Below are 25936 nucleotides of genomic sequence, written 5' to 3' on the forward strand. Positions count from 1 at the left end.
TGGGACTTTTTTTCTACACTCAAAAAGGCTCCATAATCTCTACAGTGGATTTACCCACTACAGAAATTATAGAGCCTGAAACAGCCAGATCCATCAATTGATACCAAGTTCTGAGTTGCCTTTGAGCTTGTTCATCAAAACCAGGACTCATTCCTTCACGGCTGGTTGATAAGATAACCAGCTGTCTTTCCTGACTCCAGGCCTCTTCTCCTATCCGATGCTGCTGCCAAGCTTGGGAATACTTTAAGCTACTTCCTATTCCCAGCATCACAATAATAACCGCAAATAGTTGACCGATTAAAATCAAACTAATGATTCCTCTGACAGGCACTTGCCCTTTTATAATCTGCATCAGGTGTATCTTTTTTATCCCAACTGCGAAGAGTTGAGCGAAAAATAGAGAGATTAACATCAAGATGAGATTATAACTGAGCAATCCTGCTCCTATGGTCATCAGGGATTCCGTTGGAAGCGACAGAATTTTTTGCATAAGAATGGCGAGCACGCCAGCTAAACTGAAACCAACAGCTATCCCTTTCAAATCCTCACCAACTGGTCTAAGGAAAATGGACCACCGTTTCTCTCCTGAAATGAGGCGAATGCCCGACGACCGTAATTGGCTAATTTGACTAATTAAAGTCAGTGCTCCAAAGGTTAAGATGAAAATCAATAGACTGATTAACTGAAATCCGTTACTAAAGATAGCCATTAACGTAGATAGTTTAGATGGAATTGTCAGGTGCATGTTAGTCAAGCCAAGTTGACTTAGCTCCTCCCTTAGCAAGTGAATATCTAGGTGTCCATCGAATACAAAATAGTTTGTTTCAACACTGCTACTTTGAGCGTCTTCAAGCTTTCTTTCCTGAAGCCCATCAGGCAACTTTCCGTCCCCAAAGGTCGTATAAGAAAAAACTGTAGTACCTTCTGAGTTAGGATCTTGGTGTTGAATCGCAATAAAACTATCCGTTTCTTCTGCTAGTTTTTCCAAGCGTGTAGCAACATGCTGAAAAGTTGTTTCAGGGGAAGAATCACGTACCACAACGTTTGGGTAATAATGGGAGACATATGTATCACTCCAAATGGTAAATACCCAAACAAAGAACAAACTAGCAAGCAGGTTGGATAACAATAGAAATAGTTTTTTCATAGTGTGTCCTTTATTCTAAAAATAGAGGACAGAAATAATCCTGCCCTCTATAGACTAACAAGCTTACTAATGCTACTGATAAAGGAATTTATCTCAAGTTATTCCTTACCACCCTGCATCAAATACAACATGTTCCCCAACATTCGTATTGATAAACGCATATGAAGTGCTACGTGCTCCTGCGTAAGCTGTTCTTTGATTATTTCGTGCCGTACTACCAACATAAGACCAGTGATACTGTGATCCGTGATAATAGTTCGAGAATGCTCCCCAATTATTCGGATTATGGTGGCCTCCATAGTTCCAATCGCCACCACGATGAGAAACCGCCAAAACAGGAAGAGCCAAACTAAATGCCAAAACGGCAAGGGATGATGCAACTACTTTTCTAATTTTTAACATATTATTACTCCTCTGAATAGAATATTATGAAAATAAGCGAAATGCAACTACATATTTTAATTAGAAATCTCAGTCTGAATTATAGTATCCTATTTTTTCCTCCTTTCTAACTGCACGCTCCTTTCTACAGACAGAGACCTAATTTTATAAACCAATCTTAAATACTTTAGATTTTGTAACTCATAATTTTCAACAGTTGGTTAGCTATGAAAGCATCTTATCAAACATCTCCATTCTTATATCTATCTGGTATTGTTACAAGCTCTCATCAGAATACCTTTCTCTAAATAGTTGAATTTTAAAAGAATACGAAATCAATCAGCTTTCCCAACATCAAGACCATCAGACTTCTTTTGTGATTCTACTCGAATCTCCAATTGTTTATCCTTCTGAATAAACTGTTGGTAAGGAATTGTATTACTAAACGTAAAAACACCTAGTAATACAAATGTAACTAATTTTATAATTCCACGTTTTTTTCTCATGTAATGAAACCCCTTTCTATTTCCTTACCTTTATTCTAACATATAGACTTTATTTAGGCAATTATTTTTATGCGATTTTTCACTTTTTTTTTTTTTTTATATTATAAATAGTAATTTTATTTAACAAGAATTTGCCATTTTTAACTAAATTATATATAATAGAGGAAGATGAAGCAGAAAGGATTATTGTTTTATGACTAAATTAGCTGAAAAATTCAGAATCAAAAGAAAAGAACTAGGGCTTTCCCAACATGTTCTTGCAGAAGGGATTTGCGAACAGAGCCAGATCAGTAAGATTGAGAGAGGACACTTCATTCCATCCGCTGACCTTTTGTTTAAACTTTCTCAGCGACTTGAAGTCCCATTAGATTACTTTTTCAATGAACAAATTGAAGTCAAGTCTAACCTGTCCAACTTCAAACACCTATCTTCCCGTCTACTAGACGATAGGAATTATGACGATTTAGAATATCTTTATAAAATAGAGGTTGGCCGAAGCACTTTTCTAACACTAGAAGACCGAACTTACCTTGAATGGATTAAAGCTATCATTGACTTCTACCAATATAACCTTCAGTTTGAGGCCATCTCCTACTTGGAAAATATATTATCAAAAGTATCCTCAACTACTTTAATTTACTTAAAGACATTGAACACACTATCTAATTTCTACTCCCTCGTTGGCCGTGAACAAGAATATGAAGCAAACTACTCTCATTTAATGGAGTTGTATCAGACAAAAAATCTAGATCATCAAGAGTTTTTATTTGGTTACATCAGAGTTCGCTACAACTACGCTCACTATTTAGTGTCAAAGGAAAAATATAACGAAGCCGTCCAAGAAGCTCTTGAAACGATCGAGATCTGTAAAGAGCGGCAAACAAGCTACCAACTAGCTCCCCTACTCATTCTTGTCGGAAATGCTGGAGCTCAATTTCTAGACAAAGAAGAAGTCAAAAATTATTATATAGAAGCAAGAGAGTTATGCAAGATTTATAACAATCCTTTAATGCTGATGAAGATAGAAAATTATTTAAAGAAATTAGATTCTATTTAATCTATCTTGATATTGGAATTCTACTTAAACGTTAAATAACCTATGAGGCTGATAGTGAAATTAATACTATCAGTCTTATAATTTTCCCATGGTATCTCAAACAACTAAATTGATTTTGTTTCCTGTTTTAATTTAGTGATATTTTGATTTCTAGTGTTATCAAGTATGTTGATAAACTTCTCTAATCTTCTTATCTCATATTCGTAGTCATCTATCCATTTCGTCATGGAGTTTTGATTTTCTGCTATCTCCTTCTCTACCTGCTCCAGTTTAATGGCTGATGTCAGGTTCATCTTGGCGTAGTCATATCTAGCTAGCCGTCTGTTTTCTGGGTCTGCGTTATTAAGATTTAGCAACACTTCCGCCACCTTGTTAAGGTAAGCAAGTTTATCCCGATAATCCGTAATCATCAACTCCAGTTGAGCAATATCCTGAATCATTTCGTTCTTAATCTCTTGATAGGATTTATTGTCAGTATCCAGGTCAATCAAAAGATTAAGCTCTGCAATTTTTTCTTTGAGGGTATCAAGTGTTGGTCGTCTGCGTTTAGGGATATGCTTGCTGTCGTGTGAGAGTTGACGAATCAGATCTCGGCCTCTCATGTACTTATTGAGCTGGGCATTGTCTCTGTGATAGATAAAAAATTGGGCAGTCTCACTAATAAAAACGTGATAGGTTTTTCCCGTATCCGTTTCTTTAATATCCAGGTTACGGTTTGGTATAAAGACCAAGCCGCCTTTTTTGATGCCATAATTGATTCTGACAAAGAGACCGTCCTTGACTAACTTGTCAATCTGGTGCTCTGCTAAAACAACTTCAAACTCCTGAACCTGGTCTCGTGTTTCTTTGAAATCCGTATAGGATGGCCAAAGTTCTTCGTTAGGCAGCCTATCTTTGTTCATTTCCTCCTGGTACTTTTCAAAATCTGACATAAGAGTTTCCAGGCTAACGTCTGGGAGCTCTTTCTCTTTAGAAAAATAGTCTTCAAAAAACTGGACATCGTAAAGACACTTGGCACTCAACTTCTCATTTTTTATGGCTATGCTCCTGCCATTCTCTGATAAAGTAAAGACAACGTGTTTCTGTCTGGGAGAAATGATCAGGTTCAGCTGCTCTGCCATTTTAACCAAATGCTCCAGGCTCCTAGCCTTGGGTAAAAGAAACTCCAGTCGCTCTTCAATACCTCGTTTCGCAAACTGCTCCCGAAAATAATCCTCGGTGTAGGGTTGGCGTTTGTTGAGCTGGTCGCCGCGAATGACCTGTTTCATGTTACGGTCAGTCATCAAAAAGCGGGCATGCTTACGAGAAAAATCCATCTCCACGTTTAGAGCAGGAGCCTTGTCCAAAAAATCTTCAAAGCTCCTGCTATTTCCCATGAGAAAGTAAAGTCGCTGCTTGAGTTCGAACTTATTGTTGGTTCTGCGATAGGTCTCAAACTTTTCATGCGAGTAACGATTAGGGCTGATGATTTTTGCTCCAGCTTCTTTGGCAATGCGATCTGAAATCAGACGAAGGTTTCTCTCCTGGGCATAGTCCCATTTGAGTTTTTTATCTGACTGCTTATCCACAGCGTTAATCAAGATATGGTTATGGATATGGTCCTTATCAACGTGGGTCGCAACAATAAAACGAAAACTCCCACCTGTTAATTCTTTAATGGTCTCATAGCCAATGCGGTTAATCTCTTCAGGTGTGAGCTTGTCATCAGGGGAAAAGGATTGGATCAGGTGGTGGGCATGGATTTTCGTTTGCTTGACCTGTTGCCGATCATTTCTGGAATCGTAGAGCCTATCGTTGTTGACAAAGTTGGCATGATACATTTCCACCAATTCTTCATAGCTAGGAAAGTCCAGGTAGTTGCTCATGCCAAAATCGGAGACCAGCTTCAGCTGCTCTGTCTTGTCAGGATTGAGGATATACTTGATAAGGCTCTTACGATACTTCTTACCATGTGTGGCATAATGCTTAGTCACTACCATAGAAGGCCCTCAACTGTTGACACTTGATGTCAAAATCCTTTTCCACTTCCTTGATGAGCTGGCTAATGCCCTGACAAAGATTAGCTCGATCAGTCGGTGTTAAGATATGGGTCTGGTTGACCTTCCGTGCAATCTGGTTAATATTATTCCCAATCCGTCTCAGCTCAAAGACTAACTCCTGGTAATTGCTGGTGTCAATGGTCAGAAAAGTCATGTTGGGATTTAAGAGAACTCTCCTAGCGTACTGGGAAAAATTTTTACAGCGACTCTGACCAATACAGTCGTTCAATGTCGCCAACTCCTGGTCCGTCAGAAACACTTTTTTGAGATTGGTGCGGTAACGATTCTCCATGCCTAACCTCCCATGTACTTTTCACGAAAATCTAGACTGAGTGGGATAGCTTTCTCGACTTCAGCCATCAACTCCTGCACACAGGTCAAGATAATTCGTAAGTGCTCTGCCGTGACCTGCTGGGTCTGCTCAGCCAGGACAGTCACATGTAAGATGTCACGGCTAATCTGTTCAACCTTCTGGGACTGCCAGAGGGTAAACCAGTCCGTCACTGTCTGCTTCCTCTCAACCAAGTCCATCAGCTTTTGACGGACAAAGGGAGAGAATTGCTCTGCGTGTTCTTGCCTCATCAGCTCCTGAATCTGCTCCAGTTCCTCTGAGGTCAGATTTATTTCCTTACGGATAAAGCGATAGTGGTCTGTCATCTCGTTATACTCCTTCTCTACTTGCCTCTATCGGGTCTAACCCGATACCGTATCAGATACGGGTACTTCCAAAAAGCCTCAACGCTTCGCTTTTCGGCTTTTGCGAGCTCAGATATTGTGTCCACAATATCCCAAAAATCATATCGCCAGCTGACCAAAACCTTACAGTTTTGACAGCCAACGATAAGATAACTTGGTGGCTCCGCCCCCAAACCCCCAGTGAAAAATTAAATATTGATTTTCAATGGAATGAGATTAGGATAACAAGAAAGATTTGGAAAAGGTATCACAGAATTGAAAATATGAGTAAGAAAAAAGAGAGCCAAGGCTCTCAAAAATAACATACAAACAATATTATTTTGTAATTATATTTGTAAATTATTGAGAAGACTTCAAAATATAATTGCTTATATTTTGGGAATCGTCTTTAAATACAAGAATACCTTGTTTATTGTATGATCCAACTACTTCAGAATTACTATCTAGTATTTGCATGGTGACATTATCTACTTTATAAATTTGCTTATTTAATAAAATTTCATTATTCCTAAATTCAATTTTTTTAGACTGATCAATTCTGTTTATAATTCCATCTTTCACATCAGCAAAAACATACTCTCCTCTCAAATTATTAGTCATAATATTGTTTGCTAGTGTTGACCCAATTATGGAGATAGTTAACAAAATAAGTGGGAATAAAATAACGCTGAATTCTGGCTTTTTCAATAATTTAAATCCAATTGATTTATTTTCTTGCAGTAAGCTCTTATAAACGTCTGAAGTAGTTTTTACATAATAGGTATCATCAATAATCAAAATATCTTCGGATACTATTTTAATATTCTTGTAATTACCAGATTTAGTTTTTATAATCCCTTCTTCATACGTATATACCTCCTTATTACCACTTTGAAAATTATTCTTAATACACCAATAATAATCTGACTCATCGAACTGCCATTTTTTATTTTTTAAAAATGCCCTATTATATTGTCCATATAAGGCAACATTAAATTCATTTTTTAAAACTTTAATTATAATAAATTTCGATAACTTATCAATAATAATATCTTTAAACTCAATGAATACAATCAAGATAAATGATACTACCAATACTTTAACAATCGTAGCAATCATATTTAAATCTGACAAATATGAGACATTTAGAATATTTTCATGCCTATCGTATAAATAATTGTATAAGAAATTAAATTCATCATTGTATATTAAAACTTCTGAAATAATGAGTGCAAGATAGAAGAATGGTATAAATAATAAAACCTGATATTTTAATCTTGTAATTTTTTCTTTATTCTCATTGTCAGCTGTATTATTCATAATTTTTAAAAAATTCTTTTTTTGTAATATTTTTATATCCTCATTTAAAAATTGAGGTACTAAACTTGATAGTATTATTGATATAAAAGTCCAACTGAGTAAGGCTTTTTCTATTCCGATTAAAGAAAATATAAATAAGGGAATAGCAATACAACTAAGAAGATACACAGGCGGTAACTGCGATAAATAAAATAAAATTTTAGATAAAATAAAACACATTGCTACAAATAGTGGGAGACTATAAATTGTAATACCTGTACCTGGTATAATTAACTCTCTAAATAAACTTTGTAACAAAACCTGTAAAAAAACTCCCATAGAAATAAATTTAATGCAAATAAATATCGAACTAAAAAAATATCCCCCAAATTTAGGATTATATTCCTTACTCGACTGCTCCGTTACAGAAACAAAATAGTATTTCAAATCGTCACGATTTACTCTATAGTATATAAGAGAAATAATTATATAACCTACCATGGTAACCCATTCAAATAAATTTTGAGGAATATTTCTAATAAACCAAAAAACAATAGGAATCTCTAAAAAAAGTGATAGATAATACTGCCACATCATTGGTCTTTTAATAAATATATCTTTAACTATTTTCATGTTATCTCCTTTTTCGATAATTTTCTATATCAGATTGCTTTATAAAATATAAGCTTCTTCTCGTGCGAGTACACGCAACATAAAATTTACTTTTGGTTTGTGAAGGGAGTTCATTCAAACGATTGGCTACGAATAATTTATATGTTGTTGGATTTAATACTACACAAACATTTTCATATTCAGAGCCTTTACTGTCACCCCAGTTCTGACTTTTGCAATCATAATCATAAGATTTTTGATAAAAAAGTTTCATAACACTGTCATCTGTCATGATTGATTCTATTTTATCCTGTGAATCTATGAACAAAATTTTTGTAGTTTGATTTTCTTTTTTCTGCGATGAAATTTCAATATCTAAGCTTTCAACAATGAAGTCACAAACTATCTTTGGACAACGATAACTTTTTGACAAACTTGACAAATCAATTTTAAATCCTGAATCAGAAATAACTTTTAACCAATTCTCAAAATTAGAATGAATACCTTTCCCCTTATTCCCTCTCCTTGAAGTTTTAAAAGTTTTTTGATAAAAATCTCCAAGTAATAGAACGTCTGCACTAAGTTTACTTAGGCTTAAAAGCCAATCAAAATCATCTGACTCAAAATCCTGACACTCATCTACATAAATACAATCAAAAAATTTATCAATTCTTTCTAAATATGAATTATCAAATGGGATTTTACTCCTATTATAAATTAACGTCCCCCTGATTAAAGACTTAGAAAGTTGATTCTGAATAACTCTACCCGCAGCATCAATAGAATTATTATCAAACTGTCCTTGAGTTTCATATTCAAAGTTTATTCCTTTTGGTCGTTTCCCTAAATATGGCACTAAGCAAAAACTATATAGAAACTCAAAGACACCAAAAATAAAAGTAGACTCAGGATTATAGCCCAATTTGTCAATCAGCTTTGCTCTAATTGTATTCTGGTTCGTTTCAGTGTATGTTATAATAAGATTTCTTTTTTGAGGGTCAATACTTTCAATTATTTTTGTTGTTTTGCCACTTCCAGCAACGGCATGAATCAATCTTTTATTATCCATTCAATCGCCTCTTTAATATAATTAGGTATAATAAATTTTTCGCTTATATTATCAGTTTCCAAGTGTTCTAGTAATCTCAATGCAAATTCAGCCTTTTCTCTGAGCATGTATCCTTGTAAATCTTTGGATTTAGTTAAACCTGAAGAATCTAACAAAGCTTTGTTATTTTTATAAATACATATTTCAAATGTTTGATTATCATTATCTAAATCAGAAGAAACTTTTATATTCTGGAATTGCTGATATGAACTGTACTTTGACTGTACATTTCCTTCATAATCACTATCGTTATCCGTAATTACTACCACCTTCTTATCTACAAAACAAGCAGCAATTTCTAAATACCTTTCAAAACTTAATCCATCTACTGAAATAATTGATACATTAAATTCTTCAGGCTTTTTTGAATGGATTATTTCAAAAAACTTCTCTACTAGAATATACTCAGCATTCCCTTCAACTAGAATAATCTTCTTACCTAGAGAAAAGTTCAATAAATTTTGATTGGTAGATTTTTTGAAAAATCTTATCGTATCTTTTTTCAAACCTTCAAGTTTAGATATCTGACCATTATCTAAAAAAAGAAGATTGTCCACACCTAATCTTGAAGCAATCATATTTGAATGAGTCCCAATAAAAACTTGAACACCTGTATTTGAACTTAACATTTTAACCAATTTCTGTAGGTTTTGGTAGCTCAAATGATTTTCAGGTTCCTCAATAAGCAGTATTCTAACCGTTTCCTTGAGATGACTGTATGCATTTTCAACTCCTAATAATACTTTTTCACCCTGCCCTAAATTTTTTATATCTACACCATTTTTTACAGCTGATACTGAATTTCTAAATGAATTTTCTGATTCATCAAAATGAAGTTGGAATTCTGAAGCATTCTCCGTCAACAATTCATCCTTCCTTAAAGCATTTAAAAAATTAAGTGAATTTATCCTGTATTGATGATTAACTTTTGCTCTATTTTCAGCTGAAATATTATCTAAATACACCTCATGGATACGTTTTTGAATCTCTTGTTGTGTATCAATTAGACTAGTATTTATTATTGAATGTAGAAACTTATACGGTTTATTGTAAGAGGAGTAGGTTTTCCCTGAAAATGTCAAAAATTCAACTTTATAGAACTCAAATGGAAAGACTGTCCAATTACTATTATTTAAGACAGAAGTAATTTCAGCTATGTAATCTTGATTAGGTGTTATTTTTAATGAAAGTCCAAAAGCTTTGATTTTTTGAGAGTTATGCTTCCCTTCGATATTGAAGTTAGAGGAAATTTCAGCACTTGATTCATCAAAATATATTTCAACGAAGACCTCAGGGAGCTGATTGATATCCCTTGTACCCATAAATTCTATAATCGATTCTTGGTTAATGATACTAGACAAACTACTTCTTTCTATTTGACTGTGACCACCACTCAGCACTAAACCAATTCCATATAATAGAGTTGATTTCCCAGAACCGTTCTCCCCAACAAAAATATTAACTTCAGAATTACAAGTAAAATCAACTTTCTGATAACGTTTGAAGTTTTGTATTATAATTCTTGCTATCATATTGCCTACCTTAATCTCGCACATTAGTTTAAATAGTTATTTATTGAAATTATATCACATAAATCGTGCTATTATTTTAAAATTGCTAATTTAGGATCCGTTTTATATTACTTTCCTCTTGCATCTTAAATCTTCTATGATATAATTTTGTTAGTTTATAAAACAACAATGGTTTTCAGGAGGTAATATGTTTTCTGGTAAACGATTAAAAGAAAGACGAATAACACTTGGCTATTCTCAATCTGAACTAGCAGATAAACTTCAAATAAACCGCTCTTCTTATTTTAATTGGGAAAATGAAAAGACTAAACCAAACCAAAGCAATCTCAAACAACTAGCTATCCTATTAGATGTTCCTGAAACATATTTTGAGTCAGAATATAAAATAGTCAATACTTATCTTCAGCTTTCTTTACAGAACCAGGAAAAAGTAGATAAGTATGCTGAGGAATTGCTTCAAACTCAAAAGGTTCATGAAAAGATTGTTCCGTTGTTTGCTGTGGAAGTTCTATCAGAAATTCAACTATCTGCTGGTCCTGGTGAAGGTCTATACGATGAATTTGAAACTGAGACTGTCTATTCGGAAGATGAATATACAGGATTCGATATAGCAACATGGATTTCTGGTAATTCTATGGAACCTGTTTATAAAGACGGTGAAGTCGCTTTAATCAGGTCAACTGGTTTTGATTACGATGGAGCTGTATATGCCTTGAATTGGAATGGATTGCTCTATATCAAGAAACTCTATCGTGAAGAAGATGGATTCCGAATGGTGTCAATTAACCCAGATGTTGCTGAAAGGTTTATCCCATTTGAAGATGAAATCAGAATTGTTGGTAAAGTTGTAGGCCACTTCATGCCGGTGATTGGAGGTTAGTAATGTCAAGACAGTTTGACGACATAATATTTATTAAAGCAAATAGAATTATTTTATTACTCGACCAAAAAGAATACGACGTAACAGACCATCTGACAGAATTGGTCGATGAATTAGCAAAATTAAAAACAAGGTGAATAGTATGGGCTATATCGACTATTCAAAAGAACCACGTAGCGATATTGCTTTTGTTGATATGAAATCCTTCTACGCCTCCATCGAATGTGTTGAGAGAGGACTTCACCCGCTCCATACTTCACTTTGTGTCATGAGTAGGGCTGACAACTCTTCTGGTCTAATTTTAGCCTCTTCTCCAATGTTCAAAAAAGTATTTGGTAAAGGAAATGTCGGTAGAGCCTACGACCTCCCCTTTGATGTTCAGACAAGAAAATTTAACTACTACCGTGCTAAAATCTCAGGATTACCAACGGATGCAAAATTTGTTTCCTTCATAGAAAATTGGGCCAAGCGTACATTTATAGTGTCACCCAGGATGGACTTGTACATTCAAAAAAATCTTGAAATACAAAAAGTATTTCAAAATTATGCAGATCCGACAGATATTCTGCCCTATTCTATTGATGAAGGATTTATCGACTTAACTTCATCGCTAAATTATTTTGTTGAAGACAAATCTCTGAGTCGCAAAGATAAGTTAGATGTGGTTTCAGCAAAAATTCAACACGATATTTGGGAAAAAACGGGTGTCTATTCAACTGTTGGAATGAGTAATGCCAATCCACTTCTAGCTAAGTTAGCACTTGATAACGAAGCTAAAACCACTGCTACCATGCGTGCCAATTGGTCTTATGAAGATGTTGAAACGAAGGTCTGGAATATTCCCAAAATGACTGACTTTTGGGGAATAGGTTCACAAACAGAAAAACGACTAAACAAATTGGGAATTTACAGCATTAAAGAATTGGCCAACTGTGACCCTACTATCTTGAAAAAAGAATTTGGTGTGATTGGCGTGCAACACTGGTTCCATGCCAATGGAATTGATGAGAGCAATGTCCATGAACCCTATCGGCCAAAAGAAGTTGGGATTGGTAATTCACAAGTACTTCACAAAGACTATACACGTCAAAGCGATATAGAGCTTGTCCTACGTGAAATGGCAGAGCAAGTTGCGATTCGGCTACGCAGAAGGCACAAAAAAGCAACCGTAGTTGCCATAAGTGTAGGCTATTCAAACTTCGAAAACAAGAAATCAATCAATGTTCAAAGAAAAATTAACCCCAATAATCGTACGCTTGTTTTTCAAGATGAAGTTGTTTCTCTCTTTCGTTCTAAATACGATGGAGGGGCAGTTAGAAGCATTGCTGTAAGGTACGATGGATTGGTGGATGAAAACTTTGCTGTGATTTCTCTTTTTGATAACTTTGAAGAAAGTGAAAAAGAGGAAAAATTGGAGACAACCATTGATTCCATTCGTGATCGATTTGGATTTCTTGCTGTACAGAAAGCTAGTTCTTTATTAGAAAATTCAAGGGCAATTGCTCGCAGTAGATTAGTCGGTGGACATTCCGCTGGAGGATTGGAGGGTTTAAAATGATTGATAGAAGTTATCTCCCATTTAAAGTTGCTAGAGAATACCAAGACCGAAAGATGGCCAAATGGATGGGATTTTTCTTATCAGAACATACATCAGGCTTAGAACAAGAACGTAATCGCATTGATTATTCAAGTGAGTTAAGTTTAGCAGATAAACTACTGCTACTCAATCAACTATATAGCCACCAATTAACTGGTATTCTGACAGTTCCTGGCAGGACTTATGTAGGGAAAGTAAAGAACTTGACTTTTCAATCGATTTCATTTGAAACAAAAGAAGGCTACATCAGTATCAAAATCTCTGATATTCTTGCAATAGACTTGGAGGTAGAGTATGAATCAGCTTGAGTTTAATAAAAATCAATTACAAATGGATTATTTTAGTGATAGCTACAGAAAATTTGAAGAGGATTTCTATCGCTACTCAGCCCTAGATACTCCACTTACTTTTTTAACAGATGATATTATGCTTGCCATGGCAAAATCTCAAAAGCCCTATTTTAAGCTAAATAAGGAAAATTCGAAAGACCATCGTGACCATTATTTTATGTTCAATGTGGAACCTTCACGAGATAATAATCTAGTTAGGCTATACTGTTACGATTCAACGATGACATATATTTCAAAAAGCAGGCCAAAATAATTGGTCTGTTATTTGTTATTATTGCTCTCTCGCCTACCTTGTCTAAATCTCTCAATGTTTTTTTCGAATTATTCCATGTTAAGTTTATTTTTCGCTTCTTGGATCGACTTATCAAGACTTTGTTCCTCGTCAGTTATAACGCTTTGAGATAATTCAACGCTCGTATCAGGCTTAAAATTTGTATCAAAAACCACATCTAGGACTTGTTCTACTTTGGTTAGTTCAGTATCTGACATCTCTGATAGTCGATGGATCAGTCGTTTAAATTGATCCTGGTTCTGTTTTTTCTTTTGAAAAAAAATTCATTATCCTCTCCTTCAATTGTAAAAAGGTAGCCCACATAGAACTACCTGACTTATAAATCATCAATGGCTACTGAAATAGCCTGTAACTTTTTATTTTGGATTTTCTTTTCATCAATCGTAACCGCCCAATAACAAGGTATCTATCTACTCACTCCCTCCTCCAGTATACTGTTATAAAAACAAACTGGAGGATTTTTTATGTCACAGCCCATTGTCCCATTGACTATTCCCAAATCTCGCTGCTTTGAAAAGAAAAGCAGAAACGATATTTTGATGAAAATTCGTTTCGGAAAAACGGAAGTCTCATTCTTCCAATCTATCAATCCTGAAGTAATGGAAACAATCTTGGATAAGGTACTGCATTATGACCATCCGACTCAGTGATTTAGGTCAAGTCTACTTGGTTTGCGGGAAAACGGATATGCGACAAGGGATTGATTCTCTCGCCTACCTTGTCAAAAGTCAATTCAATCTGGATCCCTTCTCCGGTCAGGTCTATCTCTTCTGCGGATGTCGAAAAGACCGATTCAAGGTTCTTTACTGGGATGGACAGGGATTTTGGTTATTGTATAAACGTTTTGAAAATGGGAAATTGACCTGGCCAAGCAATGAAGAGGAGGTTAAAGCCCTCACTTCCGAGCAGGTGGACTGGCTCATGAAAGGATTTTCTATCATCCCAAAAATAAATGTTTCAAAAAGTCGTGATTTCCATTGAAATCATGGCTTTTCTTTGTGTATAATGAGATAAAAAGAAGGAGGCTCAATCGTATGGATGAGTTATTGGCAATTATTAAACAACAGACCTCAACGATTGAACAACTTACCAACGAGTTGACCCTCCTTCGTGAGCAGGTTGAGTATCTGAGACAGAAACTCTATGGAAAATCATCAGAGAAGGTTGTCTATCAACCCGGTCAGCTGAGCTTGCTTGGGAGGAAAGTCTGCCTGAAGAAGAAGCTGACTTACCCAGTTGAAACAGAGATTATCACTTATAAACGCAAGAAAGCTAAGGGTATTCGTCAGGCTATTTTTAGTCAGTTCACTCCAGAGATTGTTCATCACGAATTGCAGGGCGAAGATTGTACCTGTCCAGACTGTCATGGTCAATTGAAGGAGATTGGTTCAACTGTTCAACGACAAGAGTTGGTCTTCATTCCTGCACAATTAAAGCGGATTGACCATGTTCAACACGCTTACAAGTGTCAGGCATGTAGTCAGAAGAATCTGAGCGATAAGATTATCAAGGCTCCTGTTCCTAAGGCACCTCTGGCACACAGCTTGGGTTCAGCTTCTATCATTGCCCACACTATTCACCAGAAATTCAATCTAAAGGTGCCAAATTACCGTCAGGAAGAGGACTGGCATAAGCTTGGCCTGCCAATAAGTCGGAAGGAAATAGCTAACTGGCACATCAAGTCTAGTCAGTATTATTTCGAGCCGATTTATAACCTGTTGCACGAGAAATTGTTGGAGCAGCCTATTCTTCATGCGGATGAAACCTCCTACAAGGTCTTGGAAAATGATAGCCAGTTGACCTTCTACTGGACCTTCTTGTCTGGGAAGCAGGAGAAAAATGGAATTACCCTTTATCATCATGACAAACGACGGAGTGGCTTGGTTGTGGAGGAATTTCTAGGGGATTATGCGGGCTACGTTCATTGTGACATGTGGAGTGCTTATCGTCAATTAGACAAGGCTCAGCTGGTTGGCTGTTGGGCTCACGTCAGACGAAAGTTTTTTGAGGCGACTCCTAAGAAGACAGACAAAACTTCTTTAGGAGCTAAGGGTTTAGCCTATTGCGACCGCCTATTTGCCCTGGAGAATGACTGGGCTGACTTGTCTACTGAGGAGCGGCTGCATAAACGACAGACAGAATTAACTCCCTTGATGGACGAGTTCTTTGATTGGTGTCGCAATCAGGCTGTCTTGCCAGGCTCCAAATTGGGTACTGCAATAGAGTATAGCCTCAAATACGAAACCACCTTCCGAACCGTTCTATCGGACGGTGACCTAGTCCTGTCCAACAATATGGCTGAGAGGGCTATGAAGACCTTGGTGATGGGCAGAAAAAATTGGCTATTCTCTCAAAGCTTTGAGGGAGCCAAGTCAACAGCTGTCATTTTGAGTCTTTTAGAAACAGCTAAGCGACACGGACTTGATGCAGAGAAATATATGAACTATCTTCTAGAACACTTACCTAATGAGGAGACACTCGCAAAAAAGGAGGTGCTGGAGGCTTATTTGCCATGGAAGGAAAAAATTAAGAGAGCATGTAAATAGAAAAAGGTTCCAGAGTCGATAGGACTTTGGAGCCTTTTCAATATACTTTGTTATTGGGCGGTTACGAATTACAGAAAGTGTCTTAGAGAAATTGTTCTTAATAGGTTATTTCATGACCGCGAACAAATAAAAGGCGTAATTAATCACGCCTTTTATTTGTTCGTGCACTTTATAGTGAATAGAAAAACCATACAATTCTAACATAGCATTTCTAAAAATTCTGAAAAACTATCTGCTACCTTTTGAATAGAGGGGTCAAATTCGTACGATTCTTCATGATACCAAATGCAAATACTTGGAGATAGTCTGTTTTGACTAAAATTTAGACAAATAAAATCTCCTGCGAAGAGTACAGCTATTGGAAGGAGTTCTACACCTAAAACATAATCGTGAAAGAATAATCGTTCATCCAATTGTGACCAAACAACATCAATATCATATATGCCATTCTCATTTTCCTGAGGAGTATCTAAAATACACAAAAAACGCTCAATAAAATATTCATGATTATTAATTTTTAGCTGTCTATTTTTCGGTATACACCCATTATATTTCATCATAAACTGTCTGAAGTCTAAGGGGAGCGATACCTTCCAGAACTTTTCGCTATTATCTAATAAAATTTCACTTGGTAATGGTTTAACATAAGACTCTATTTCAAAATTCATGTTCTTCTCCTTTATAACATCTCTTATCTGATTGCGTATGCCCACATACCAAAGGTTCTACCGCCATTATGTGACGTAATATTATGAATTCCAAATGGAACAAGCTCCATTCTCCCAGGAATTTCTGTATGATGCCAAGTCATTCCTAGACGCGAACCTCCAATTTGTTCATCAAGCCATTTAAATTGTTCTGCATCCGATTTCAACCATAGATCTTTAGGAAGATCTACTGCTACTTCTACCAATCCTGCTCCCTTAAAATCGGCAAATCCATATTTTATCCCATCTACAGGAATTACTTTTACATCTGGTAACAAACCTCTATCTATAGCATATCGTTTAATAACTGAACGTTGCTGAGAAGTCAAAGCATTCCCTGATGCAATATTTTTTCTCCAAGACCAAAGCTTATTCGAATTTACTGCTTCAACGTACTCATCTACAAAATCTGATAAAACATCATCAAAAGAACAATTACCCTCAGCAAAATTTTTGAGCCGCTCAAGTCTTGTTGTCTCCACCACCTCATCCAAACTGCCATCCAAATTCTTGGCAAAAGCTTGAATGTTATCCGCTAACCCAGACAACTTCCCTGGAGGTGGAGTTGGCATAAAGCCATCAATCAATTGTGGTTCTAAACCAATATTAAGGCGGAAATTCTGTGCTGCAGTGCTGAGTGTCTCATCCGCATGACGAAGTTTACCAGCTAGATTATCAGCTGCAGAGGCTACTTTACTTTATTATCTAGACTTCATATGAGGCAGTTCCAATCAATTCAAGAAAAAAATCATCCGTTTCTTTTCTTAATATTCGTTTATCATAGGAGTAATCATATATCAATATTATAGTGTTGTACTCTCTTCCTGTTTCTAAAAACTGCTGTATTATCTGATTATCATATGAAAAACCTTCAAGTAAAACAGATAATGCTACTTCTTTGTTTTCAATCCAGTCACTTTCTATTAAATCTCTATCATAAAAACCTAGATGAAAATCTTTCTCAAAATTGGAGTCAATACTGTCTCCATCGTCAGTATATCCAACATACAAATATTTTTTTAAATCTTCAGCAGACTGAAAATTTCCAAGCCATAATGTTACTGTTTGCATCTTCTATCTCCTTAATCCTATTGGCAAGTCTAAGATACCGTTTTTCATACGTCGTTTCGCCCACTCATTTAACTCAACTACAAAATCCTCATATGCGCTCGCAGAATCAATAATTTTTAAAATTTCGTTATGGGCTTTAGTTGATCCTCGTCCTCCATGGCGACCAGGAGGATTTATGAACTCTACATCTATAGTCAAAGTTCTCATCTCTTTTATATCGTCCATCGAAACACCCCAACTTTTAAATTTTGGTGTCCTAGAAACTAAATGCCATTCATGGTAACCTCCTGGTTTGCGGATTCTATCTTCTATGATTTTCCTTATTTGAGGGTTATCCCATAACTTTATAAATTCCTCTGAAGTTAGACTGTCAAACCACTTATTAAATTCACCATCTCTTACCGAAGGGATATCTACCTCATCCACACTGCCACTCAAACTCTTGGCAAAGGCTTGGAGGTTATCGGCTACTCCAGATAAACGACCCGGTGGAGGTGTTGGTATAGCTCCGCTGACTAGTTGGGGCTCAAATCCAATGTTATTAAGACTAAAATTCTGTGCTGCAGTACTGAGTGTCTCATCCGCATGGCGAAGTTTACCAGCAACGTTGTCAGCTAGTGATGATACCTTATTAGTCACTAAATTGTCAAGTTGTTTCCCAAAATCATCGATTTTAGTCACAACCTTCTTCCCAAAGTCATCCACGTTCTTAAGAACAACCTTGAAATTATCCACATTCTTAGCCACCTGCTCCATACCTTCCTTGAAGCTGGTTTTCAAACTTGCCTTGATACCAGCCAAGCCTGCTACCTTGCCTGTCTTGGCCAAGTCATTGAGGTAACCAACACCTGGCACAAGGTCAAACAAGGCAAAGGCTCCCCGCATCAAGCGCTCACCATCATCAAGTTCACGACCAGTCATCCAGTCCTTACCTGAAGAAGCTGAATACATGTCCGCTGTCGCTAAAGCAACACCTACCACAGCTCCTGCTGGTGGACAGAAAATGCTCAAAATGACAACACCAGCAGCTAAAAGAAGGTCTCGTTTCCCCTCAAAGGCAGCCTTTTCATCATTAAGAGAGTGATAAGTAAAGGCTCTAGTCTGATGACTCGCAAAGAGGTAGTCCTCTTCGGTCAGCTTGCTCTCTTTATAGTCATCGCTAGACTTATAGGCCTCATACATAGCCTGAAGCCGTTTCTTATAGGGATTGTCAACCTGATAAAGTTCCTTGAGACCAACTTCTTTGGCCAAGACTTCCCGAGTACCCATGTACTGGCCAGCTTCGCTATAGATGACCTCAGTTTTCTTAAACCCAATCTGGTTACTAGTTTTGTAGCTAGCTATATTCAGAGCCTCTAGCCGATCTCCAACCTTGTCCAGCTTTTCGTAGAAAGGCTGGTCAATTTTATCCTTCAGGTACTGTTGCACCTTGCCCGCATAGGTTTCTAGAGCGGTCAGTTTAGACTGTAAGGTAATCGCCGTCACATGGTCATCATGGAAGTGAAGATTGCCAATAGCCCCATCCACATCCAACTCATTGATGGCCCGCTTGGCCTTCTCCGTAATCTCAACCAGGGACTTAATCCGGTTCGCAAAACCCTGACTGTTGCTGCCACCAATGCCACTATAGGAGGACATGGCTGGACCGCCCCAGCTGCTGTAACTGCCACCACTAAAACCACCACCGGAGCCAGTCTCAGTAACAGAGCCTAAAGCACCCTTCATTTTGCTCCACTTGTGAAGATGAAGTTCAACGTTTTTCATCATTGGCTGCCTCCTTCCTCTGGTGGGAACAACTGCCTCAAATTATCAGCCAAGGGACCACCGCCCTGCAAACTATCTCGGAAGTTCTGTGCCAGAACCTCATCTTGTTCCAGCCATTGATTCATCAGGTAGAAAACCTCACTATTGGCTCGACTGTACAAATCACCAACCTCATTGACCTTGTTAAGCATCTTAGCGTAATGTTCCATCGCCTTAGAAGCCTCACCACCCTTATCGGATTAGGGGGCATTTCATACATCAGACTAATGGGATTTTATTTAAATATATTCGTTTTCAGATTTTTATTCTATGTGTGTTTTATTTTACAATAAAATGAGGAATAGTTTTTTCATTCGCTGTAATAGACTCCTCAATTCCAGAGCATTTACAAATTGAGTGAAATTGTTCTCCATACTGTTTATAATAAGCTGAATAAAAATTTCTTATAATAAAAATCAAGAATTGTCCAGGAGTTAAAGCAGATGAAACTGGTATTCTACAATTTTTATATTGACCTAAAGTTAAGTGAGATTTTGGATGTTCAATATCAACACTACTAAATAGGTCAAAATCAAACCTGATAGGGAAAGGATATATATTTTTACTAGTTATATCTGAATATAGCTCTTCATACTCATCGCTTAAGTCGAATCCTTCATTAGTCTCATTAGCGAATAAAAACGGTGAAGGGAAAAAAGTTAGTCTATGCATTAAAATCTGTTCTTCATTTTCATCAACTTCATATATTAACGAAATCAATGCTCCATCAACTAATTTTACATTATAATTTTTTCCTTTTTCTAATTCTTTATATAAATCTTTATACTCTAATTGATCATCAAAAATAATCTTATGATTGCTATTTTTAACAGATGGACTTATGCAAGCAACAGTTTTTGAAATTACTGTAGCGTGAGAAATATTTTCTTTAAAATTTTTTGTTTTACTTTTAAGACTAGGATAATTATTAGAAATTTCGAGACCTATGGTAGTTAGGTAGGAAGTAAATTCTATGATTTCTTGATTTATGCTATCTCCCAATTTTTTTGCCATGAATTTAATCCTTTTTTAAAAGTTGGAGTAGTAATTTACGATCTTCAGCAGAAAGAGCTATATCAAATTCAGTTAACTGACCAGATTTAATTCCATCTACTAACTTCAAAATTCCATTATTAGCATCATCTATCATTCGCTTCTCAGCAGCAGTTTTATCTCTATTAATTGTTTGAATAAGCGCTAATTCTTCTTTATTTGGATAGTGAAATTTTAAATCAAAATTATTTTCTCTAACTAAATCATATTCCTCTAACAGTAATGACATTTTTTCTCCAACACCAGTCACTCTCACCCATCCTTTACTCCTAGTCATTGCAGTAAATAGTCGATTACGTACAGTTTGCAATTCATTTAAAGAGTCGTAGCAATCCTGGGCATTCATAACATATACCATCGAAGCTTCGTTACCCTTTGCTCTATAAATTCCTGTAAATGTGATTGAAATATCATCAACATAAAAAATATTAGCATTAGCTTCACCTGCTATATGGCTGATGTAACCTTGTTCAAACAAAATCTTTCTAACCTTAGCCACTTCATTTTTAGTTTTAACAGGATCGGGATTTATTACAATAATATCTTTTGCAGTCAAGTCATCTTTTGCAATATTTTTGATAATCTCTTGAGCTATCCATTCACTCTGAGCATCTTTGTCATCAAATTTCTTGAATAAAATTAAATCATCAAAATCAGAATGTTCTTCTAAAAATTTAGGACTCGTTTTATCAGTCCGCGTTAATCTAACTTCTTGACCTAATTCAATACGATGATCCCTTGTGAGTGTATTCTCGTAACCAACTTCATTCCATAATTCAGAGTCTTCAAACATTTGAATTAATCCTGTATTTGAACGCTCATCAGTTTTACGATAGACGCCAAAACCTAGAGCATGTGCTGTCACCAATATGGGTCTAGGATTTCTATAACACTTTTCTAAAACAATGTCTTCACTATCATCATTTCTTTCTAATGTAACTCTCGGTGTATCTGTACCAGTTTTATTACCAAATAATTCCTCAGGAGATGGCAACGACTTACCCGAAAGACTTTGAAGCTCATCATATGCATAAACAATTCGTTTCTTATCTCTTACTAAATGATAACAAATCTGAAAAAAATATTTAGAAAAATCTTGAGCTTCATCTATTAAAATTACATCATATAGTGGAACTGACTGATTCATTTTTTGAATTGCTTCTTGACAAACTTTTTCAAATGGTTCAAACCCAAATTTTCTTTTTGCCTGTGCAAAATCATAGTATTCCGCATCATCCTGATATTTTACAAATTGATGATAGAGCCCATCGTCATCTCCAGACACGGGTCGTCCCCAAGCATTTAATATCTTTAAATTTTCCCAATTAGGTAATGTTTGAGTTTGCGATACATAAAATCTTGTAATCAATTCTTTAAACTGCTCTTTAAGTGATCTTGTATTAAATGTTACTACAATTTTCCAATCTTTATGTTTGGCATGCAGATAGGCGGCTTTCATTGCTAATACAATAGTCTTACCAGAGCCAGCTAACCCTCTGATCCTCTGAACACCTTCAACAGACTCAACTACCGCCTTACTTTGCTGAGGATCAAGAGTTGCAATATGTTTTTTTACCTCCTCAATCTTTGCTCCCCTTGAATTAGGTGTGGTAATTTTTCTTTCCGAAATACTTTCTCTGATATTTTTTATATTCTGGATTACAGATTTCACTTGATTAAAATCTTCTGTAGAAAAATTCTTATCATCAATATAATTATCAAGTTTCTTAAAAAAAGTATGTAGAGTCTCATTATTAAAAATTAGATATTCATCATCCTCAATTTTTGAATGAACTTCTGGCGCATATGAAACAATTGTTAAAGGAACTTTCAACTGCCTCCTATTTGTTAATTCCTTATATGATTTTAAATAACCATCTACAATATTAAAAATCTCATCTTGTCTTTCTTCAAATCCTATAATATCAGAACTTTCTGTTCCAGATATTAAATCGAAAATAACTACACCATATTCACTAGAGATTAAAGTGGCATCAATTGGATACGGTCCATGTGTAGTACCTATTATTGGATATCCTGTATACAATGTTGCATCCATTTCTGGATGATTTTTAGCGAAAAAATCTACCAATAATTCATCAACTACTGGATTTTTAGATGAACCCTTGATTATTTCCATTTTATTTCTCTTTTCTAAATTATTTTTTTCTATTATACCATATATCTGTTATCAACTTACAAGTAACCCTTATATACGTACTTAATATATAGAACTGTAAAAATACAGACTTCAAAGCGATATTTAGAATCTTTCAATAACAAATAGAATTTTTAAAAACTCAGTAACAAAAACATACTAAGATAGACTCTTCAACATCTATACAATTCCACTTCTAATTACTTTTCTAACCAATCCAAAGACAAGTAAAAGATTAAAAATGATATAGAGGGCGGTAAAACTCAATATACCATTGGTGGCTAAATCTTCCACATAGAGGTATCGTTCTGTAAAAAAGAGGTAAATCCCATAGACTTCTGTAAAGGCTAAAAATCCGATTAATCCAATGATAAATAAACTTTTATAACGAGGCCACCTCTTTAGTCGTCCATTCCAATGCCACCAACTAATTGGGTAATAATATAAAGATGTTCAATAATTTTAACTTTATCCAAATGTTTAACATCCTTAGGACCACCTAATGCTAACAAGGGAACAAAACCAAAACAGTAATCATAATCCAGTTCGCCATATGCCCTAACTGCTTCTTGGTAGAGAGATAATTCGAAATTTTTAGTAATATATTCATTATTTAAAAATTTCAAAAAATGAGTAAAATTTTTAATAATGATATCAAATAAACTATTTTTATATTTTACAATTCCTACATAAGCATTTTTTTCCCAAGTAATTATGTCTCCGAAAGCTGTCACAAATATTGGAATCGAAACATCTCCCCTGAAGTAGGTTTCTTGAATGAGTTCGAGGTAATCATCTGGATTAATGACTTTCAAATAACCATCTAAAAATGTTCCCAAACCATCTTCCTGCCAAATACGTAATAATTCTTCAGGAATCTGGTCTTTATATTTTTCAATTACTTCTTGAGGCATCTCAGCCACTGTTCTAAAGTTCTCTAACATTATTTGCCTCCTCCCATTAGTGTGTTAGTTTAACATTTAAATACGTACTATTCAACTGTTCTGGCGACAGTTTTGAAGCCATTTCAAGAATTTGTTCATCTACCGCATCAATTCGATACTGCCATTGAGCACCAATGGAGGAGTTAATGCCTGAATCCCCCATGCCACCAATTCTATCGGCATAGCCTCCCGCAATCTGATCAGGGTTGTGTAACGCTGCTTGAGTATCTAGCCATTTTTGTGCTTCCTGTTCTGCTTTATCAATAGGCATATTTGCATTGATTAACTCTTCAAGTTTATCTTCAAATGCTTCTTTACGGGCAGCCTGTTGTGCCGCATTCCCTTCAAGTGCACGCCCATCTGCAATATACCGTTCACGGTTATCCAAATATTCTTGAACCGTTAATTGATTCATACCTGCCTCTTGATCGGCCAATTGTCGTGTAAATTCTGCCTTATCGTGTTTCGGATTCCGATTGAATTCTACTTCAACTTCTTTCAAGCGTGGAACATCTTCCCCCTTACGAACAATAACATCCGCAACGTCATCCGCAAAGTTATCACACACCTTGCTGGCTTGACGACTGGCGCCTCTCGCCACATCATCCACACTACCATCCAAACTTTTCGCAAAAGCTTGAATGTTATCAGCTAAACCAGACAACTTCCCTGGAGGTGGAGTTGGCATAAAGCCATCAATCAATTGTGGTTCTAAACCAATGTTGAGGCGGAAATTCTGTGCTGCGGTGCTGATTGTCTCATCTGCATGACGAAGTTTACCAGCAACGTCGTCAGCTAGTGATGATACCTTATTAGTCACTAAATTGTCAAGTTGTTTCCCAAAATCATCGATTTTAGTCACAACCTTCTTCCCAAAGTCATCGACATTCTTGAGCACAGTCTTGAAGTTATCAATATTCTTAGCCGCCTGCTCCATGCCTTCCTTGAAGCTGGTTTTCAAACTTGCCTTGATACCAGCCAAGCCTGCTACCTTGCCTGTCTTGGCCAAATCATTGAGGTAACCAACACCTGGCACAAGGTCAAACAAGGCAAAGGCTCCACGCATCAGGCGCTCACCATCATCAAGCTCACGACCGGTCATCCAGTCCTTACCTGAAGCAGCTGAATACATGTCCGCTGCCGCCAAAGCAACGCCTGCCACAGCTCCTGCAGGAGGACAGAAAATACTCAAAATAACAACACCAGCCGCTAAAAGAAGGTCTCGTTTCCCCTCAAAAGCTGCCTTCTCATTATTGAGGGAATGATAAGTAAAGGCTCGGGTCTGATGGCTGGCAAAGAGGTAATCCTCTTCGGTCAACTTGCTCGCTTTGTAGTCATCGCTAGACTTATAGGAGTCATACATGGCCTGAAGCCGTTTCTTATAGGGATTGTCAACCTGATAAAGTTCCTTGAGACCAACTTCTTTGGCCAAGACTTCCCGAGTACCCATGTACTTGCCAGCTTCGCTATAGATGACCTCAGTTTTCTTAAACCCAATTTGGTTGCTGGTTTTATAATCACTGATGTTCAGAGCCTCTAGCCGATCCCCAACCTTGTCCAGCTTTTCGTAGAAAGGCTGGTCAATCTTATCCTTCAGGTACTGTTGCACCTTACCAGCATAGGTCTCTAAAGCGGTCAGTTTAGACTGCAAGCTAATCGCCGTCACATGGTCATCATGGAAGTGAAGGTTGCCAATAGCCCCATCCACATCTAGATCATTGATGGTCCGTTTGGCCTTCTCCGTAATCTCAACCAGAGACTTGATCCGATTCGCAAAGCCCTGACTACCACTACCACCAATACCACTATAGGAGGACATGGCTGGACCGCCCCAGCTGCTGTAACTGCCACCACTAAAACCACCACCGGAGCCAGTCTCAGTAACAGAGCCTAAAGCACCCTTCATTTTGCTCCACTTGTGAAGATGAAGCTCAACATTTTTAGTCATTAGCTTCCTCCTTCCTCTGGTGGGAACAACTGCCTCAAATTATCAGCCAATTGTCCACCGCCCTGCAAACTATCTCGGAAGTTCTGTGCCAGAACCTCATCTTGTTCCAGCCATTGATTCATCAGGTAGAAAACCTCACTATTGGCTCGACTGTACAAATCACCAACCTCATTGACCTTGTTTAGCATCTTATGGTGATCTTTTGGAAAAATAGCAGAGCTGAAAACTAGC

The 25936-nt window shown here is 36.5% G+C and carries 28 protein-coding genes and 3 pseudogenes; 9 read left to right on the forward strand and 22 right to left on the reverse strand.

Annotated features, from left to right (window positions below; translation table 11 throughout):
- Window positions 1-76: 76 nt before the first annotated feature.
- From ACHBHN_RS07745 to ACHBHN_RS07755, 3 genes and pseudogenes are all read right to left on the reverse strand, one after another.
- Window positions 77-1147, reverse strand: a pseudogene (locus ACHBHN_RS07745) (bacteriocin-associated protein); the annotation flags it as partial.
- A 105-nt stretch (window positions 1148-1252) separates the two neighbouring features.
- Window positions 1253-1549, reverse strand: coding sequence for a lactococcin 972 family bacteriocin (locus tag ACHBHN_RS07750; RefSeq protein WP_105111886.1), 297 nt, complete (start codon window positions 1547-1549; stop codon window positions 1253-1255).
- 314 nt (window positions 1550-1863) lie between these two features.
- The gene (locus ACHBHN_RS07755) at window positions 1864-2034 is read right to left on the reverse strand and encodes a PhrA family quorum-sensing system peptide (protein ID WP_105101019.1); all 171 of its coding nucleotides are present in this window, start codon (window positions 2032-2034) and stop codon (window positions 1864-1866) included.
- Between the two features lie 193 nt (window positions 2035-2227).
- On the opposite strand from ACHBHN_RS07755, the gene ACHBHN_RS07760 reads away from it, so the two are divergent.
- Window positions 2228-3091, forward strand: coding sequence for a helix-turn-helix domain-containing protein (locus tag ACHBHN_RS07760; RefSeq protein WP_105122736.1), 864 nt, complete (start codon window positions 2228-2230; stop codon window positions 3089-3091).
- Window positions 3092-3195: 104 nt separating this feature from the next.
- Here ACHBHN_RS07760 and ACHBHN_RS07765 read toward each other — a convergent pair whose 3' ends face one another.
- The 6 genes from ACHBHN_RS07765 to ACHBHN_RS07790 form a co-directional block, all read right to left on the reverse strand.
- On the reverse strand, window positions 3196-5070 hold the full coding sequence (locus tag ACHBHN_RS07765; RefSeq protein ID WP_105137930.1) for an SAG1250 family conjugative relaxase: 1875 nt from the start codon (window positions 5068-5070) through the stop codon (window positions 3196-3198).
- The gene (locus tag ACHBHN_RS07770; RefSeq protein WP_105137929.1) at window positions 5057-5422 is read right to left on the reverse strand and encodes a MobC family plasmid mobilization relaxosome protein; all 366 of its coding nucleotides are present in this window, start codon (window positions 5420-5422) and stop codon (window positions 5057-5059) included. The genes ACHBHN_RS07765 and ACHBHN_RS07770 overlap by 14 nt, the downstream gene beginning before the upstream one ends.
- Window positions 5423-5424: 2 nt before the next feature.
- Window positions 5425-5787, reverse strand: a complete 363-nt coding sequence (locus ACHBHN_RS07775) for an SAG1252 family conjugative relaxosome accessory protein (protein WP_105137928.1) — start codon at window positions 5785-5787, stop codon at window positions 5425-5427.
- Window positions 5788-6165: 378 nt separating this feature from the next.
- Window positions 6166-7737, reverse strand: a complete 1572-nt coding sequence (locus ACHBHN_RS07780) for a hypothetical protein (RefSeq protein WP_248046154.1) — start codon at window positions 7735-7737, stop codon at window positions 6166-6168.
- Between the two features lies 1 nt (window position 7738).
- Window positions 7739-8785: an RNA helicase gene (locus ACHBHN_RS07785; protein WP_105137925.1), complete on the reverse strand. Its 1047-nt coding sequence runs from the start codon at window positions 8783-8785 to the stop codon at window positions 7739-7741.
- Window positions 8767-10356 (reverse strand): AAA family ATPase, encoded by a 1590-nt coding sequence (locus tag ACHBHN_RS07790; RefSeq protein ID WP_105137924.1) that lies wholly within the window; start codon window positions 10354-10356, stop codon window positions 8767-8769. Before ACHBHN_RS07790 ends, ACHBHN_RS07785 begins: the two co-directional genes overlap by 19 nt.
- A gap of 187 nt (window positions 10357-10543) precedes the next feature.
- Here ACHBHN_RS07790 and ACHBHN_RS07795 point away from each other — a divergent pair, with 187 nt between their 5' ends.
- From ACHBHN_RS07795 to ACHBHN_RS07815, 5 genes are read left to right on the forward strand one after another with little or no spacing between them, the layout of a single operon-like run.
- Window positions 10544-11236 (forward strand): XRE family transcriptional regulator, encoded by a 693-nt coding sequence (locus ACHBHN_RS07795; protein ID WP_394733892.1) that lies wholly within the window; start codon window positions 10544-10546, stop codon window positions 11234-11236.
- A gap of 2 nt (window positions 11237-11238) precedes the next feature.
- Window positions 11239-11373, forward strand: a complete 135-nt coding sequence (locus ACHBHN_RS07800) for a hypothetical protein (RefSeq protein ID WP_105137922.1) — start codon at window positions 11239-11241, stop codon at window positions 11371-11373.
- A 5-nt stretch (window positions 11374-11378) separates the two neighbouring features.
- Entirely contained in the window at window positions 11379-12794 is a 1416-nt protein-coding gene (locus ACHBHN_RS07805; RefSeq protein ID WP_105137921.1) for a Y-family DNA polymerase, read from the forward strand.
- Window positions 12791-13141: a hypothetical protein gene (locus ACHBHN_RS07810; RefSeq protein ID WP_105137920.1), complete on the forward strand. Its 351-nt coding sequence runs from the start codon at window positions 12791-12793 to the stop codon at window positions 13139-13141. The genes ACHBHN_RS07805 and ACHBHN_RS07810 overlap by 4 nt, the downstream gene beginning before the upstream one ends.
- The gene (locus ACHBHN_RS07815) at window positions 13128-13436 is read left to right on the forward strand and encodes a DUF5960 family protein (RefSeq protein ID WP_105137919.1); all 309 of its coding nucleotides are present in this window, start codon (window positions 13128-13130) and stop codon (window positions 13434-13436) included. Before ACHBHN_RS07810 ends, ACHBHN_RS07815 begins: the two co-directional genes overlap by 14 nt.
- Window positions 13437-13504: 68 nt before the next feature.
- On the opposite strand, the gene ACHBHN_RS07820 is transcribed toward ACHBHN_RS07815, so the two are convergent.
- Window positions 13505-13738: a hypothetical protein gene (locus ACHBHN_RS07820; protein WP_105137918.1), complete on the reverse strand. Its 234-nt coding sequence runs from the start codon at window positions 13736-13738 to the stop codon at window positions 13505-13507.
- 53 nt (window positions 13739-13791) lie between these two features.
- Window positions 13792-13857 (reverse strand): annotated as a pseudogene (locus tag ACHBHN_RS07825) (DUF5945 family protein); the annotation flags it as partial.
- Between the two features lie 82 nt (window positions 13858-13939).
- On the opposite strand from ACHBHN_RS07825, the gene ACHBHN_RS07830 reads away from it, so the two are divergent.
- From ACHBHN_RS07830 to tnpC, 3 genes are read left to right on the forward strand one after another with little or no spacing between them, the layout of a single operon-like run.
- A complete protein-coding gene (locus tag ACHBHN_RS07830) occupies window positions 13940-14125 on the forward strand; it encodes a hypothetical protein (protein WP_167785862.1) in 186 nt (61 codons plus the stop codon).
- Window positions 14106-14456, forward strand: a complete 351-nt coding sequence (gene tnpB, locus ACHBHN_RS07835; RefSeq protein ID WP_105137248.1) for an IS66 family insertion sequence element accessory protein TnpB — start codon at window positions 14106-14108, stop codon at window positions 14454-14456. Before ACHBHN_RS07830 ends, tnpB begins: the two co-directional genes overlap by 20 nt.
- 53 nt (window positions 14457-14509) lie before the next feature.
- Window positions 14510-16021 (forward strand): IS66 family transposase, encoded by a 1512-nt coding sequence (gene tnpC, locus ACHBHN_RS07840; RefSeq protein WP_394733893.1) that lies wholly within the window; start codon window positions 14510-14512, stop codon window positions 16019-16021.
- 197 nt (window positions 16022-16218) lie between these two features.
- Here tnpC and ACHBHN_RS07845 read toward each other — a convergent pair whose 3' ends face one another.
- From ACHBHN_RS07845 to ACHBHN_RS07895, 11 genes and pseudogenes are all read right to left on the reverse strand, one after another.
- Window positions 16219-16689: an SMI1/KNR4 family protein gene (locus ACHBHN_RS07845; protein ID WP_105137247.1), complete on the reverse strand. Its 471-nt coding sequence runs from the start codon at window positions 16687-16689 to the stop codon at window positions 16219-16221.
- 23 nt (window positions 16690-16712) lie between these two features.
- Window positions 16713-17315, reverse strand: a complete 603-nt coding sequence (locus ACHBHN_RS07850) for an HNH endonuclease (protein WP_248046453.1) — start codon at window positions 17313-17315, stop codon at window positions 16713-16715.
- 118 nt (window positions 17316-17433) lie between these two features.
- Window positions 17434-17799, reverse strand: coding sequence for an immunity 22 family protein (locus ACHBHN_RS07855; RefSeq protein ID WP_105111493.1), 366 nt, complete (start codon window positions 17797-17799; stop codon window positions 17434-17436).
- A 3-nt stretch (window positions 17800-17802) separates the two neighbouring features.
- Window positions 17803-19566, reverse strand: a complete 1764-nt coding sequence (locus ACHBHN_RS07860) for a pre-toxin TG domain-containing protein (protein WP_248046452.1) — start codon at window positions 19564-19566, stop codon at window positions 17803-17805.
- The gene (locus tag ACHBHN_RS07865) at window positions 19563-19772 is read right to left on the reverse strand and encodes a hypothetical protein (protein WP_172006816.1); all 210 of its coding nucleotides are present in this window, start codon (window positions 19770-19772) and stop codon (window positions 19563-19565) included. Before ACHBHN_RS07865 ends, ACHBHN_RS07860 begins: the two co-directional genes overlap by 4 nt.
- A gap of 109 nt (window positions 19773-19881) precedes the next feature.
- Window positions 19882-20616 (reverse strand): DUF2290 domain-containing protein, encoded by a 735-nt coding sequence (locus ACHBHN_RS07870; RefSeq protein ID WP_105138291.1) that lies wholly within the window; start codon window positions 20614-20616, stop codon window positions 19882-19884.
- Window positions 20617-20620: 4 nt separating this feature from the next.
- Complete coding sequence (locus ACHBHN_RS07875; RefSeq protein ID WP_105138290.1) at window positions 20621-22795, reverse strand: ATP-binding domain-containing protein; 2175 nt, start codon at window positions 22793-22795, stop codon at window positions 20621-20623.
- 198 nt (window positions 22796-22993) lie between these two features.
- Window positions 22994-23194: pseudogene (locus ACHBHN_RS07880) on the reverse strand (DUF5966 family protein); the annotation flags it as partial.
- Window positions 23195-23214: 20 nt separating this feature from the next.
- A complete protein-coding gene (locus tag ACHBHN_RS07885) occupies window positions 23215-23757 on the reverse strand; it encodes a T6SS immunity protein Tdi1 domain-containing protein (protein WP_105111811.1) in 543 nt (180 codons plus the stop codon).
- Window positions 23758-23773: 16 nt separating this feature from the next.
- Window positions 23774-25705: a polymorphic toxin type 15 domain-containing protein gene (locus tag ACHBHN_RS07890; protein ID WP_248046450.1), complete on the reverse strand. Its 1932-nt coding sequence runs from the start codon at window positions 25703-25705 to the stop codon at window positions 23774-23776.
- Window positions 25705-25893: a hypothetical protein gene (locus ACHBHN_RS07895; protein WP_172006806.1), complete on the reverse strand. Its 189-nt coding sequence runs from the start codon at window positions 25891-25893 to the stop codon at window positions 25705-25707. Before ACHBHN_RS07895 ends, ACHBHN_RS07890 begins: the two co-directional genes overlap by 1 nt.
- Between the last annotated feature and the right edge of the window lie 43 nt (window positions 25894-25936).

Origin of the sequence: Streptococcus sp. A22 (assembly GCF_043674215.1) — a bacterium.
Lineage (GTDB): Bacteria > Bacillota > Bacilli > Lactobacillales > Streptococcaceae > Streptococcus > Streptococcus suis_V.